The 14,142-nt window shown below is 74.0% G+C and carries 9 protein-coding genes; 6 read left to right on the forward strand and 3 right to left on the reverse strand.

Annotated features, from left to right (window positions below):
- Positions 1-25 precede the first annotated feature (25 nt).
- Complete coding sequence (locus DMA15_RS09965; RefSeq protein WP_240659729.1) at positions 26-460, reverse strand: hypothetical protein; 435 nt, start codon at positions 458-460, stop codon at positions 26-28.
- Positions 461-588: 128 nt separating this feature from the next.
- Between DMA15_RS09965 and DMA15_RS09970 the strand changes: the two genes are divergently transcribed.
- The 6 genes from DMA15_RS09970 to DMA15_RS09995 all read left to right on the forward strand — a co-directional run bounded on the left by DMA15_RS09970 (position 589) and on the right by DMA15_RS09995 (position 9,581).
- Positions 589-3,714, forward strand: coding sequence for an alpha-N-acetylglucosaminidase (locus DMA15_RS09970; protein WP_125512420.1), 3,126 nt, complete (start codon positions 589-591; stop codon positions 3,712-3,714).
- Positions 3,715-4,211: 497 nt separating this feature from the next.
- Positions 4,212-6,149, forward strand: a complete 1,938-nt coding sequence (locus DMA15_RS09975) for a hypothetical protein (RefSeq protein WP_125512421.1) — start codon at positions 4,212-4,214, stop codon at positions 6,147-6,149.
- A 100-nt stretch (positions 6,150-6,249) separates the two neighbouring features.
- The gene (locus tag DMA15_RS09980; RefSeq protein WP_125512422.1) at positions 6,250-7,197 is read left to right on the forward strand and encodes a metal-dependent hydrolase; all 948 of its coding nucleotides are present in this window, start codon (positions 6,250-6,252) and stop codon (positions 7,195-7,197) included.
- A gap of 1 nt (position 7,198) precedes the next feature.
- On the forward strand, positions 7,199-8,266 hold the full coding sequence (locus DMA15_RS09985) for a PDR/VanB family oxidoreductase (protein WP_125512423.1): 1,068 nt from the start codon (positions 7,199-7,201) through the stop codon (positions 8,264-8,266).
- Between the two features lie 56 nt (positions 8,267-8,322).
- Complete coding sequence (locus tag DMA15_RS09990) at positions 8,323-9,039, forward strand: TetR/AcrR family transcriptional regulator (protein WP_125512424.1); 717 nt, start codon at positions 8,323-8,325, stop codon at positions 9,037-9,039.
- Complete coding sequence (locus DMA15_RS09995; protein WP_240659730.1) at positions 9,036-9,581, forward strand: GNAT family N-acetyltransferase; 546 nt, start codon at positions 9,036-9,038, stop codon at positions 9,579-9,581. The genes DMA15_RS09990 and DMA15_RS09995 overlap by 4 nt, the downstream gene beginning before the upstream one ends.
- On the opposite strand, the gene DMA15_RS10000 is transcribed toward DMA15_RS09995, so the two are convergent.
- Both DMA15_RS10000 and pulA read right to left on the reverse strand, forming a co-directional pair.
- A complete protein-coding gene (locus tag DMA15_RS10000) occupies positions 9,578-11,206 on the reverse strand; it encodes a fused response regulator/phosphatase (RefSeq protein WP_240659731.1) in 1,629 nt (542 codons plus the stop codon). The two genes, DMA15_RS09995 and DMA15_RS10000, sit on opposite strands and share 4 nt — an antisense overlap.
- Positions 11,207-11,273: 67 nt before the next feature.
- Positions 11,274-13,970 (reverse strand): pullulanase-type alpha-1,6-glucosidase, encoded by a 2,697-nt coding sequence (gene pulA / locus DMA15_RS10005; protein WP_125512426.1) that lies wholly within the window; start codon positions 13,968-13,970, stop codon positions 11,274-11,276.
- Positions 13,971-14,142 lie beyond the last annotated feature (172 nt).

The raw sequence follows: 14,142 nt of genomic DNA on the forward strand, positions 1-14,142 counted from the left end.
ACCCCCTGCCCCCCCGCTGGGCCCCTCACCCCATGCGGTGACCGTGGTGGTCCCCGCCGTGCCTCCCCGCGGCGTCCACCACGGTCCCGCCAAGACGTTCGCGCAGCGCCGAGATGTCGGCGCGGGCGCCGACGGCGACCCAGCTGCCGCCGACGAGGTACGTACCGCCGTAGTCGTCCGCCTCGTCGAGCCATTCGGCCTGGCCACGGGCGTTCGCGAAGGTGACGAGCACATAGCGCCGGGGACCGTTCTCACAGGTGGCCTGGCGCAGGTCGGCCGCGTCCGTCTGGATGTCGGCCCTGCACTTCGCCCTGGCCGCCAGCTGCTCCAGGCTGCCGCTCGCCGTGCCCGGTGCGCCGTCACCCCCCGGGCCGCACCCCACGATCACCGAGCCGCATCCCACCATCGCGAGCAGCAGGCCCACGCCCCTGCCGCTGAACCTGCCCCTGCCCGCACGCACGCTCCGCGCTGCCTTCATCGTCCCACCAACCGCTTCCGGCGAGCCGAACTCGCCTGTCTCGTATGCACCTTTGAGGGAGCCGGCCGCGCGGATACCGTGCGCCGCAGCCTTCACCTCAGGGGGTACACATGTCCGAACCGTCCCGACGTTCCGTGCTCGGCACCGCCGGAGCCCTCGGCCTCGGCGCCGCCACCGGCGGGGTACCGCTCTCGGCCCATGCCGCCGACCGGCCCGCGAGGGCCCCGGCCTTCGATACGGATTCCGCGCGCTCGGCACTCAACAGACTCCTTCCGCGTCACGCGGAACAGTTCCGGCTCGGGCTCCGTCCGGCGAAGGACGGACGCGAGGACCGCTTCCGGGTCACCGGCACCACCGGGCGGATCGAGGTCTCCGGCACGACGCCGGCCGTGCTGCTCACCGGCGTCCACTGGTACCTGAAGTACGTCTGCGGCGCCCATATCACCTGGAACGGGCGCCAGTTGGAGCTGCCGCGCAGGCTCCCCGCCCCGGCCCGGCCGCTGGAGCGGTCCACCACGCTCCCCCACCGGTTCGCCCTGAACGACACCAACGACGGGTACACCGCGCCCTACGCCGACTGGGCGTACTGGGAGCGGATGATCGACGTACTCGCCCTGCACGGCTGCAACGAAGTCCTCGTGGTGGCGGGCGCCGAGGCCGTCTACCACCGCGTCCTGAGGGAGTTCGGCTACTCCGACGCCGAGGCCAGGGCGTGGCTGCCCGCCCCCTCGCACCAGCCGTGGTGGCTGCTCCAGAACCTCGCCGGGTACGGGGGTCCGCTCACCGGGCGACTGATGGCCGACCGGGCGCGGTTGGGGCGGCGGATCACCGACCGGCTCCGCGCGCTCGGCATAGCGCCCGTGCTGCCCGGCTACTACGGGCACGTCCCCGACGGCTTCGTCGAGCGCAACGGCGGGGACGCGCGGGTCGTCCCCCAGGGCATCTGGCACGGCTTCCAGCGGCCCGACTGGCTCGACCCGCGCACCACGGCCTTCGCGGAGGTCGCCGCCTCCTTCTACCGCCACCAGGAACAGCTCCTCGGCCCCGCCGACCTGTTCAAGATGGACCTGCTGCACGAGGGCGGCACCCCCGGTGACGTGCCCGTGCCCGCCGCCGCCCGGGGCGTGGAGGCCGCCCTGCGCGCGGCACGGCCCGGCGCGACCTGGGTGATCCTCGGCTGGGAGGCCAATCCGCTGCCCGCGCTGCTCGACGCCGTCGACAAGGAGCGGATGCTGATCGTCGACGGTGTCTCGGACCGGTACGCGGGCGTCACCGACCGCGAGAAGGACTGGGGCGGGACCCCGTACGCGTTCGGCACCATCCCCAACTTCGGCGGGCGCACGACGATCGGCGCCCGCACCCACCTGTGGAACGAGAAGTTCTTCGCCTGGCGTGACAAGGCGGGCAGCGCGCTGGCCGGCACCGCCTTCATGCCGGAGGCCACCGACCGGGACCCGGCCGCCTTCGAGCTGTTCTCCGAACTGGCATGGACCAAGGCCCCGTTGGACCGGGCCGCGTGGTTCTCCTCGTACGCCGATTTCCGGTACGGCGGGCGCGACCGGGACGCGCGGGACGCCTGGCGGGCGCTGCGCGACACCGCCTACCGGCACACCGCGGTGGAGCGCAGCGACCCCCACGACTCCCTGTTCGCCGCCCGCCCCGACCTCGCGGCGAACCGCGCCGCCGAGTACGCGCCGCGCGCCCTCACCTACGACCCCGCCCGCTTCGACGCCGCGCTCACCGGGCTGCTCGGGGTGGCGGGCGCGCTGCGGGGCAGCGCCGCCTACCGGTACGACCTGGTGGACGTGGCCCGCCAGGCCCTCGCGCACCGCAGCCGCCAGCTCCTGCCGCAGCTGCGGGCCGCCTACCGGCGCAAGGATCAGGACGCCTTCCGCGCTCTTTCGGCGCTGTGGCTGCGGCTGATGCGGCTCTCGGACGAGGTCACGGGGACGCATTCCGCCTTCCTGCTCGGGCCGTGGATCGAGGCCGCCCGGCGCATGGGGACGACCGACGCCGAGCGCGCCGAGTTCGAGCGGACCGCCAAGGTGCTGATCACCGTGTGGGGCGGGCGCGCCACGGCCGACGGCGGCAGGCTCCACGAGTACGGCAACCGTGAGTGGCACGGGCTGATGAGCGACTTCTACGTGCCCCGCTGGCAGCGGTGGCTCGACGAGCTGGCGGACGCGCTGGCCGCGGGGCGCGAGCCGGTGCCGGTCGACTGGTTCGCGGTGGAGGAGCCCTGGACACGGGAGCGCGAGGACTATCCGCTGCGGCCTACCGGCGATCCGTACCGCACTGTCTCGCGGGTGCGCGGCGTCCTCGCGCGGGCGCCCTACCAGGGGAGCGTGGAGGTCACCGCGGAGCCGCCCGCGTTCCCGCCCGGCGGCCACGCGCGCGTGACGGCCGTTTTCCGCAACGTCAACGGGCTGCGCGCGACGGGCCGCGTCGACTTCGCGTTGACCGGCGTCGAGGCGGAGCCGACGGGCCCGGTGTCCCTGCCGAGGGTGGGCCCCGGGGCCACGGGCGAGGTCACGTGGCGGGCGGGGGCCCCGGTGACCCCCCTGGACCGGCCGCTGCGTCCGCTGCCGTACGAGATCGCCGTGCGGTACGGCCCGGCGGGCGAGCGGCGGGTGCGGCACGTCCACGAAGGGACCCTGTTCGAGGCGGGGCCGGTGAGCGGCAGCTGGCGGACATACTCCAACAACGCGGCCGTCTTCGGCGAGTGGGAGGGGCGGTACGCGATCCATGGGGGCGGGGCGGACCTGTGGAAGGGCACCGCGGAGTTCGGCGCGCTCTACCGGGCGGGGGCGCTGCGTGACGGGGTCTCGGTGACGGTACGGGTCGACGCGCAGGCGGCGACGGGGCCCTGGGCGCGGGCGGGCCTCATCGCCCGCGACGCGCTGGCCACGGCGGGCTCTCCCGGCTTCGTGAACCTTGCCGTGACTCCGGGGAACGGGGTGGTGCTGTCGTACGACACGAACGGCGACGGAACGCTGGACACGTACCAGCGGCTTACGGGCGTCCGGGCGCCGGTGCTGCTGCGGCTGACCCGTGCCGGGGCTTCCTTCGTGGGCGCCTGTTCCCTGGACGGGGGCTCCACTTGGCGGACGGTGGCGACGGTGGCGGTGCCGCCGGGGGCGGGGGCGGTGCAGGACGCGGGCATGTTCATGAGCGCGGCGAACGGTGGGGACGGGGAGCGGGGGGTGGTGGAGTTCGGGGGGTGGGCGGTGGTGTGACTGGCGGGGGTGCCTTGGGCGGGGTCTCGCCTTGGCTTCGTGGGTGGGGCGGGGCCGCGGGGGTATGTGCGTGCTCGCCATCTCGGTGCGGGCGCCTGCTGGTTGTTGCTCGGTTACTGGGGGCCACTGTGCTGCGCTCGCACATACCCCCACGTCCCCTCCGGCGCGCGCGCGGCTGCGGGCCGGTGGGGGTGACCTGCCGGGCGTGCCCGTTCCCCTGCGTTGCAGGGAAGGCCCGCACCCGCCCCGCCGGTACCCCCGCCCCGCCCGCGTTCCCGCGAGGGAGTTCCCCACCCACCCGCCCCCGCCCCTACGGCACATCGCCCGGTGCCGCGAGACGGGTGGGTGGGTGGGGAAGCATCCGCCGCGAAGCGGCGGGACAGGGACGCCCGCAACGGCGGGGAGAGCACCCGAGGCACGCCCGCACGAAGCGACCCCGGACGGCCTTGAGGTGACCATCCGAGGATTCGCTCGTTTTGCTGAACGTGTCGTCGAATGTGCAGTCTCAGCCTTCCCAGTCCCCAGGCGCCAGCACCAACGCCAACGCCAGCGCGAGCGCCCCCGCTCCCGTCCTCGACGTGGAGCAGGCCGAGGCCGCCCTCGTCGAGCACTACCCGCGGCTCGTCCGGTTGGCCTATCTGGTGCTGCCACCCAGCCTCGGCCGCAACCGCCGGGTCCTGACCGCCCACGCCCTCACGCAGCGCGCCCTGCCGCGCGGCCGCAAGTCGGGCACCGAGGTCGCCATCCCCTCGCAGCGGGGCGGCGGCCCGCACCTGCGGGACCCCGGGTACGCGTACGTACGCCTCCAGGTCCTGCGCGGCGCGCTCGACGCGGGGCTCCCCCTGACGTGGAAGGCCCTGCCCAGGCGGGCACAGCTGCCGCCGCTGCTGCCCCAGGTCCGGGGGCTGCGGCTCTTCCCGCGTGCGGGCGGCGCCGACGAACTCGCCTTGGACCAGCGCCTGGCCAAGCTCTCGGGTGCCGCCCGCGCCGCCTACGTCCTGCGCGGCCTGGAGGGGCTCGACGACGCCGGCGTGTGCACGGTGCTGACGGCCGCCGGGTGCGACGACGTCGACGACGCCCTCGACGAGGCGGACGAGGTCGAGGCGCGCTACGCCCTGCTCGCCTCCCCCGAGTTCGACCCCTGCTCCCTCCAGGCCAGGCCGACCGACCTGATGCGGCGCAGGCAGCACATGAAGGCCGCCGGTGTCGCCGCCCTCGCCATGCTGGTGTGCGGGGCGTTGCTCGGTATGCCGGGCGAGGGCTGGGGGCCCGACGGCGCCGCCGCTCCCCCGTACGCGCGAAACCCCGCCGCCCAAGCCGCCCTCGACCCCGGCCAGTTGACGGTGGCGACCGCGAGCGCGTGGAAACGTTCCGCCCGCACCGACTTCTCCGTGTGGCCCGCCCGCGGCAACCTCACCGGCGACCGGGAACTCCTGCGCCGCGCCCTCGCCGTCTGGGCGCGGCCCGGTGAGACCGTCCAGGTGTCCGCCACGCCCGGCACTCCCTCCGGAGCGCCCCCCGGGCCCGCCCAGCTGCTCTTCGCGGGCGATGTCGACGCCGCGCGCGTGGTGCTGCTCCACGACGGTCTGCGCATCGTGCGCTATGCCGAGCCGAAGGAGGGCACGAGCGGCGCCGCGCTGGACTTCGCGCGGGTGGACGGCGCGAGCGGCCCCGAGGCGAGCGCCGTCGTCGTCAGCCGCGCGGACGGCAACATCCGCTATCTGACGGCCCCTTGGGTCAAGGCCGCCGCGGTCCGCGACCTGCTGAAGCCCGCGGACAGGGCCCAGCCCCTGCGCCGCGGCAAGGACGGCGTCACCGACCCCTTCGCCGGCCCCGCGCCGACCGGACAGTGCACGTCCTGGAACGCGCTGCGGCTGCGCGACGACACCGGTGCGGTGCGGACATCGACCGACCTCGGGGAGCTGACCCCTGCCCGGCTGACGGCGGGCCGCCCAGAGGCGCCGCGCGAGGCCGCGCCCGCGGACTGGGCCAAGACCGCCTGTTCCCTCGCGACGGTGCGCTCGAACGGCGTACGGTCCGTGAACTCCTGGGCGTACGCCCGTCAGACCCTCCCCGAGGGCAACGGCGCCGCCCAGTGGGTCTGCACCCGCGCCGAGACCTGGCGGGGCGCGGGCAGCCGGTCCCTCGCCCAGTTCGAGACGGCGGGCGGGCCCGCGGGCGCCGTGGCCGCCAAGGCCGAGGACACTCTCGCGTGCGGCGCCCGCGACCCGAAGGTCCTCGCGGGCGTCCTGTGGAAGTCCCGGGGCGGGAACTGGTACCTCCTGGGCGCGGGCAGCAAGGACGTCACGTCCCTGACCACGTCCGGCGGCGACCGGGTCCAGGGCAACGTCATCGCGGCCAGGACGGAGCGCACCGCACGGGCGCGGCTGACCGGCACCCTGGCGGACGGCACGAAGGTGTCGACGCTGGGGTAGCGGGCCCCGGCGGGCGGGGTGCGCGGCGAGTGATCGTTCGGGCCGAATTCCCTTCGCGCACCCCTGTACCACCCGACCTACCCATCAGTACATTGACGCCATGTCTAACACGCAGAGGCGGGTGCCCGAGCCCGTCGCGTCCGAGCACATATCGCTCAAGGCTCGCAACGTCTCCTTCTCCTGGGAGCAGACCCCGCTCCACTGGCTCCCGGGCGACCCGTTCACCACGCACACCATCAACGTGCTGCATCTGCTGCTGCCCGCCGGTGAGCGCTGGTTCGTGCACGTCTACAAGCAGGTCCTGCCGTACATAACGGACGAGCGGCTGCGCGAGGACGTCATCGGGTTCATCGGCCAGGAGGCGGTGCACTCGCAGGCCCACGACGAGGTCCTGCCGCACCTCAAGGAGCAGGGGCTCGACCCGACCCCGTACACCGCGCAGGTCGACTGGCTCTTCGAGAAGCTGCTCGGGGACCGCACGCTGCCGCCGGGCAGGGCGCGCCACTGGTGGCTGATGGAGCGCGTCGCGATGATCGCGGCCATCGAGCACTACACCGCCTTCCTCGGCGACTGGGTCCTCAACGCCCGGGAACTGGACCGCAGGGGCGCCGACCCGACCATGCTGGACCTGCTGCGCTGGCACGGCGCCGAGGAGGTCGAGCACCGGTCGGTGGCCTTCGAGCTGTTCCTGCACGTCGACGGCGGCTACCGGCGCCGGGCGCGGACCTGGGCGACCGCGTTCACCGCCCTGGTCTTCCTCTGGCAGCGCGGGGCGCGGTTCTTCATGGAGAACGACCCGACGCTCGTCGACGGCAAGGCGAGCCTCAAGGACTTCTACCGCAGCGGGCGCGCGGGCACCCTGCCGACGGCCGGCGCCATGCTCCGCTCCATCCCCCGTTACCTGAGCCGCGGTTACCACCCCTCACAGGAGGGCAGCACGGAGCAGGCCCTGGCCTATCTCGCCTCCTCACCGGCCGCCACCGCCGCCGAAAGGGCCGGCTCCGAGCGGGCCGCCGCCGGTGCCAGGCAGCCGGGCGGGGGCCTCTGACATGCCCCGCGTCCACACCCTCGCCCTCGCCGCGGGCGGTGCCCTGCTCGCCCGGCGCGCCCTGCGCCGCCGCATAGCGGCCTCCCCGCTGTGGCCGCTGCCCGCCCTGGAGGAGCCGGTCTCCGGACGGGGGCGCTCCCGCGCGCTGCGCCTGCGTGTCGCCCGGCACGAACGCGTCGCCGACGGAGTCGTCCAACTCCGCCTGGAGGGACAGGGCTTGCCGCGCTGGCGGCCGGGCGCCCACCTCGATCTGGTGCTCCCGTCCGGGCGGGTGCGGCAGTACTCGCTCTGCGGCGACCCCGAGGACTCCTCCTCATACACCGTCGCGACCCGGCTGATCGGCGCCGAGCAGGGCGGCAGGGGCGGCTCGCGCGAGGTGCACGGGCTGGTGGAAGGTGCCGTGGTCGAGGTGCGGGGGCCGCGCAACCGCTTCCCGCTCGCGGACGCCCCCTCGTACGCCTTCGTGGCCGGGGGCATCGGGATCACGCCGATCCTGCCGATGCTGCGGGCCGTCGAGGCCTCGGGGGCGCCGTGGCGGCTGCTGTACGGGGGCCGTACGCGCGCCTCCATGCCGTTCCTCGAAGAGGTCGTGAAGCTCGGCGGTGGGCGCGAGGGGCGGGTCACCGTCGTCGCCGAGGACGAGGGCGGGCTGCCGGACGTGGCCGCCTTCCTCGGCGGGGCGGCCGACGGCGCCGCCGTCCACGTATGCGGGCCGGAACCGCTGATGGAGGCGGTCGGTGCCGTGCTGCCCGCGGGGTGCTCGCTGCATCTGGAGCGGTTCTCACCCCGCGCGTCGACCGGCCGCGAAGAGGCCTTCGAGGTCGAGCTGCGGCGCAGCGGGCGCACGGTGGCGGTCGGCGCGGACAGCACGGTTCTCGCCGCGGTCCGCGCCGAGCTGCCGGACACGGCGTACTCCTGCGAGCAGGGCTTCTGCGGCACGTGCCGACAGCGGGTCCTGGAAGGGGAGGTCGACCACCGCGACGAGCTGCTCACGGACGACGAGCGGGCCACCTCCATGCTCATCTGCGTCTCGCGTGCGCGCGGCGAGCGGCTGGTGCTCGATCTGTGAACTCCCCTGGCGGACCGGCCCGTCGGGCGGCCGGATCTGCTCGGTAAGGTGTTCGTATGACAACCGGGGTGCGCCGCAGGATGGGTGTCGAGGAGCGGCGGCAGCAGTTGATCGGGGTCGCGCTCGACCTCTTCAGCCACCGCTCGCCCGACGACGTGTCCATCGACGAGATAGCAGCGGCCGCGGGCATCTCGCGCCCGCTGGTCTACCACTACTTCCCGGGCAAACTCAGCCTGTACGAGGCGGCGTTGCGGCGGGCGGCCGAGGAGCTGGCCGGGCGGTTCGAGGAGCCGCGCGAAGGGCCGCTCGGGGAGCGGCTGTTGCGGGTGATGGGCCGCTTCCTGTCCTTCGTCGACGAGCACGGTCCCGGCTTCTCCGCGCTGATGCGGGGCGGCCCCGCGGTCTCGGCGGGCGGCCCCTGCGCGCGGGAGACGGTGTCGACGACGACCGCGCTCATCGACTCGGTGCGGCAGGCCGCGTACGACCAGATCCTCGCGCACCTGGGGGTCACCGAGCCGCCCGCCCGGCTTGAACTGGTCGTGCGCTCCTGGATCTCGCTCGCCGAGTCCACGGCGCTGCTCTGGCTGGACGGACGGCGCATCCCGCGCGGGGAACTGGAACGGCAGCTGGTGCACGACTTCGCGGCACTGACCGCGGTGAGCGCCGCCTACGACGAGGAGATGGCCGAGCTGCTGCGCGGCATCCTCGCCCAGGAACCGGCCGACGGCCCGTTCGCCGAGCTGATCACCAGGCTGGCGGCGCTGGCACCGTGACGGCACTGCTGACCTTCCGCGGCGCGGACGAGAGCGACACGGCCACCCTCGCGGGGCTCTACGACGGCGCGGCCCGCTGGATGCTGGAGCGCGGCATCGACCAGTGGAAGCCGGGCGACAAGGACGAACGGCACTTCCGCCGGCTGATCACCTCGGGCGTGGAGGAGGTGTGGCTCGCCCACGAGGGGGACGCGGTCGTCGGGGCGTACGAGATCTGGTGGGACGACGAGGCCGCCTGGGGTGTGCGGGCGCCGGTCGCGGGCTACGTGCACCGGCTGATGGTGCGGCGCGGGGCGCGGCCGGGCACGGGGCGGGCGCTGCTCGCGCGGGCCGAGCGGCGCATCGCCGAGGCGGGACGTGAACTCTCCCGCCTCGACTGTGTTTCGGCCAACCCCCGGCTGCGCGCCTACTACGAGGGCGCGGGGTACGCGGTCGTCGGGGAGCTGGCGGGGAAGGTGGCCGCCGACGGGAGCACGTACGGCGTGACGCTGATGGAGAAGCGGCTCTCCGGCGGACCCCTAGGGGTCCGCCGGCCCGGCTAGGGATTCCCGGTCAGGCCGAGGACCAGGAGCGCGATGTCGTCGTCCCTGTCGTGGCCGAAGCAGGCGAGCAGCGTGTCGCACAGGGCCGTGACGCCGAGCGGTGATTCGGCGGCGGCGACGCGCAGGTGCTCCATGGAGACCGCGAGGTCGGTGCCGCGGGTCTCGATGAGGCCGTCGGTGACCATGAGGAGCCGATCGGTGGGGAGCAGGACCGTCTCGGTGGGCGTGGGCCTTTCGAGACCGAGGCCGAGCAGCGGGCCGCTCGCCTCCAGGTAGGTCGCGACGCCGTCGTCGCTGACGATGAGCGGCGGGATGTGCCCGGCGTTCGAGACGCGGGTGCGTCCGGTGGCCGGGTCGACGAGCGCCAGGCAGAGGGTGGCCGTCACGTCGGGGTGGTAGCGCTGGAGCATCTTGTCGAGGCGGTGGGCGAGGACCCGGGGGTCGGGTTCGTCGACGCAGTAGGCGCGCAGGGCGTGCCGGATCTCGACCATGACGGTGGCGGCGTCGAGGGAGTGGCCGACGACGTCGCCGATGGCGGTGAGGACGCCCGCGGAGGTGGGCAGCGCGGCGTAGAAGTCGCCGCCGATCTCCGTGTCGCGGGAGGCGGGTTCGTAGCGCACGACGACTTCGGTGCCGGGGACCTGCGGCACGTGCGCGGGCAGGAAGCTGCGCTGGAGGGTGAGCGCGATGTGGCGTTCCATCTCGTACATGAGCAGGCGTTCGGCGGCGAGCGCGGTGGCGTGGGCGAGCCGTCCCACGAGACGGCCGGTGCCGGGGGCGGGCGCCTGGGCGTACGAGGGAGTGGCGAGGCACACGGGCGCGCACCCCTCGCGGCTGCGGGCCAGGGCGAGCCGGGCGCCGTCGGGAGCCGCGGAGCCGGGCTCGGCGTGGAAGAAGCCGGGCGGCCAGAGCGGGGCGGGTGCGAAGGTGCTGCGCACGCCGACGTGGCCCGACATGATGCGCAGGACGAGCCGCGCCACCGCTTCGTGCGCGCCGTCGTCGGGCAGGGAGATGGTGGCCCTGCGCCGGGAGAGGCCGCGGTGCATCGCGCCGTCCTCGCCGAGGATGAAGGCGGCGGCGGGGCCGCGGGTGAGGCGGTCGGTGCCCGCGGCGGCGGCGTCGGCAAGCTCGCGCGGGCAGCGGGCGGACTGCACGTCGAGGATGGTCTCGGCGAGCCGGGTCAGGTGCCCGGCCTCGGCCTCGGCGTCGCTGCGGTGGCGGGCGCCGCGGGCGACGGCGCGGATGACGGCCTGGATCTCCTCCGGTTCGGCGGGCACCGTCAGATAGGCCTCACCGCCCGCGTCGAGGCCGCGGCACCGGTCGGCGGGGGCGACGCGGGCCGCCGAGAAGTGCACGACGGGCACGACGGCGGTCTGCGGGGATTCCTTGAGCCGGCGGCAGAGCTCGAAGCCGCTCATGTCGGGCAGGCCCACGTCGATGAGCGCCACATCGGGCAGGTCGCCCGCGCGGTGCCGCGCGTCGAGTTCGAGGAGGGCCTCGCCCGCGCTGGCGGCGAGGATGACGCGGTGGCCGTCCCGGCGCAGGACCGCGCCCAGCGCGTATCGACTGGCGGCCGTGTCGTCGACTACCAGGATCGTGGTGTCTGCCTTGCCGTTGGCGCTCAAGCGAGGCCCCTCAGGGGCATGTCGGTGGGGCAGGCCTCCGGCGGGCCTGCCCGACCAAGTTAGCGCCCTAGGGCGCGCTCCGGGAGAAGACGGCGACGGTCCGACCGGGAACGGTGAAGATCCCGGAACTGGACTCATACGAAACAGACTTCACGATACGATCTGTGCCTTTCGCCTGGATGGGGTGGAGTCGGTACATGCTGCCCGCGACGGCCCGGACCTGCTGTTTCCGGGTCTCGGGGGTGGCGTTGAAGACCACGACGAGGTCGCCCGCGCGCAGCGTGATGACGCCGGGCGTCTCGGCGGGGCCCGACAGAGGGAAGGAGAGATTCCGCTGGACTTGGCCGGCGGTGCGCCGGCCGAAGACCTTCTCGGTCGTACGGATCTTCAGCAGCTCCCGGTAGGCGGCCGAGGCCCCCTCGATCTCCGCGCAGCCCACCCGGACGGAGGTCAGCAGAGGCTTGCCGTAGGGCCACTTGGACTTGTTGTCGGCGGCCGGGGGCAGGCCGCGCCCGAAGCCGTTGCCGTCGCGGCAGTCCCAGTGCAGGGCGTTGAACCAGTCGCCGCTGTCGTAGGAGTTGCGGTCCAGGGACTTGGAGCGCAGCCGGTCGGTGCCCGCCTGGGAGAGGGCGGGGCCCTGCGAGAGTGCGGCGGTCGCCATCGCGAGGACCTGCATGCGCGCGCGGTCGGCGGGTGTCGTGGCCGGGGGCAGCTTGAAGGCGAGGGCGTCGAAGAGGGTTTCGTTGTCGTGCGCGTCGGCGTAGGCGAGGGCGTCGCCGGGGGCGGCCGCGTAGCCCGCGGGGGCGCCGTTGTAGTCGACGTCGGAGCCCTTGACGCGGCGGCCCGTGGAGTCGGTGAAGGTGTAGTCGGCGAGGTTGCCGGTGAGGCCGACCTTGATCAGGTCCTGGTAGTGCAGGAGGCGGGCCTTCTGCTCGGCCGGGGTGCCGTTGGCCTGCGAGGCGTTGGGGTCGGTGTACAGGCCGCTGGCGAAGCCCTGGACGCCGGGGTCGTCGTCGAAGGGGCCGCCGCCGCGCACCGCGTCGCGGGCCCGGTCGGAGAAGGTGGCGATGCCGGTGCCCGCCATGTTCTTCTGGGTGGCCTGGACGAAACGGGCGTCGTCGGCGGCCTCGCCGAAGTTCCAGCCCTCGCCGTAGAGGATGATCCGCTTGCCGTCGACGCCGTCCCGCGCGGGGGTGAGCGCGTCAAGGGCCTTGCGGACGGCGAGGATGTTGGCCTTGGGGTGGTGGCCCATCAGGTCGAAGCGGAAGCCGTCGATCTTGTACTGCCTGGCCCAGGTGACCAGGGAGTCCACGACGAGCTTGCCCATCATGGCGTTCTCGGGCGCGGTGTTCGCGCAGCAGGTGGAGGTCGCCACGGTGCCGTCGGCGAGGAGCCGGTGGTAGTAGCCGGGGACGATTCTGTCGAGTACGGACTTGGGGTCCTGGCCGCTCGCCGCCGTGTGGTTGTAGACGACGTCCATGACCACGCGCAGCCCGTCGCGGTTGAGCGCCCGCACCATCTCGCGGAACTCGACCGTGCGCCGGGTCCCGTCGGGGTCGGTGGCGTACGAGCCTTCGGGCACCGTGTAATGGAAGGGGTCGTAGCCCCAGTTGTAGGCGTCGTCGGCGGCGACGGCGGCCACGCACTCCTGCTGCTTCTCGGAGTCGGCGGCGAAGGAGGCGAGATCGCAGTCGGGGCGCTTCTGGTCGGCCGCGCGCTCGGGGATGGTCGCGATGTCGAAGGCGGGGAGGAGATGGACGTACGACGTCCCGGCCTCCGCCAGCTTCCTCAGGTGCCGTGAGCCCTTGCTGCGGGTGTCGGTGAAGGCGCGGTAGGTGCCGCGGTGGCGGGCCTTCGCGGTGCGGTCGGTGGCGGAGAAGTCCCGGATGTGCAGTTCCTGGATCTGCGCGTTCCGCAGCGGCACGGCCTTCGGCTTCTCCAGGTCCCGCCAGCCCCTGGGCGCGAGGGAGTCGGCGGCGAGGTCGACGGCGACGCTGCGGGTGGAGTCGGCGGTCAGGCCGAGCGAGTAGGGGTCGGTGACCTTGTTGGTGACGACCGCGCGGGCGCTCGGGGAGAAGACCTTGACGACGTAGCGGTAGCTCTTGCCGGTCCAGTGCTCCGGCCCGGTGGCCGACCAGACGCCGCTCGCGTCGTCGCGCCGCATCGGCACGCGTGCGCCGCCGAGTTCCAGGGCGACGGACCGGGCGGTGGGGGCCCACACGGAGAGCGTGACCTCGCCCTCGCGGAAGACCGGGCCGAGCCGTGCCTTCGTGGCGCGGGCCGCGTAGAGGTCGTCGAGGACGCCCTGGGTCTGGACGCCGGTGGCGGTGGTGAGGGTGCCGTCGGAGGCGCGTTGGGTGAGGATCACCTGGCCGGTGAGGTCTTCGGCGGTGTGCTTCCGGTCTCGGGGGGCGACTTCGTAGGCGGCGTACGCGGACAGGTGCGGGAAGCGGGCGCGCTGGGCGGCGGAGAGGCCGCCGGGGATCTCGCGGAGGGCCGACTCGCGTCCGGTGCCGGTGAGTTCGCCGTCCCGCACGGCGAGTTCCCCGTCGGGGTCGGCGACGAGCCGGGTGGTGGTGCCCGCGGCCGCGCCGTCGTCCTTGACGGCGACGGTGGTGCGGTCGATCCACTGGGCGGTGGACTTCGTCAGGTCGAGGGGGCCGGGATCGGGGGGCGGCGCCGCCCCGGCCGGTATCGCGGCGAGGAGGGCCGCGATGAGTGCGAGGGCTGTGCCGGTTGCCGTGCGGTGCCTGAGCTGGGCCATGACCGGGGAAGGTACCCGGGGGACACCCTTGCAGCAAGAGTTTGCAAGGAGCGACTCGAGGGCGGCCCGCAGAGGCCCTCTCGGTGTGCGGTTGGCGCCTTGCGGCGCGATCGCGTCTGCCCGCTGCCGCGAAATGACGGGTGCGGCCCGTATTGGGCCGGTCGCGCAGTTC

The sequence above is a fragment of the Streptomyces sp. WAC 01529 genome (genome assembly GCF_003945545.1).
In the GTDB taxonomy this organism is placed as follows: Bacteria; Actinomycetota; Actinomycetes; order Streptomycetales; family Streptomycetaceae; genus Streptomyces; species Streptomyces anatolicus.

What these genes read in the sequence shown, in the direction of transcription:
- pulA (WP_125512426.1), bottom strand. Translation starts at nt 13,970, where the DNA reads ATGGCCCAGCTCAGGCACCGCACGGCAACCGGCACAGCCCTCGCACTC.
- DMA15_RS09970 (WP_125512420.1), top strand. Translation starts at nt 589, where the DNA reads ATGTCCGAACCGTCCCGACGTTCCGTGCTCGGCACCGCCGGAGCCCTC.
- DMA15_RS09985 (WP_125512423.1), top strand. Translation starts at nt 7,199, where the DNA reads ATGCCCCGCGTCCACACCCTCGCCCTCGCCGCGGGCGGTGCCCTGCTC.
- DMA15_RS09980 (WP_125512422.1), top strand. Translation starts at nt 6,250, where the DNA reads ATGTCTAACACGCAGAGGCGGGTGCCCGAGCCCGTCGCGTCCGAGCAC.
- DMA15_RS09990 (WP_125512424.1), top strand. Translation starts at nt 8,323, where the DNA reads ATGACAACCGGGGTGCGCCGCAGGATGGGTGTCGAGGAGCGGCGGCAG.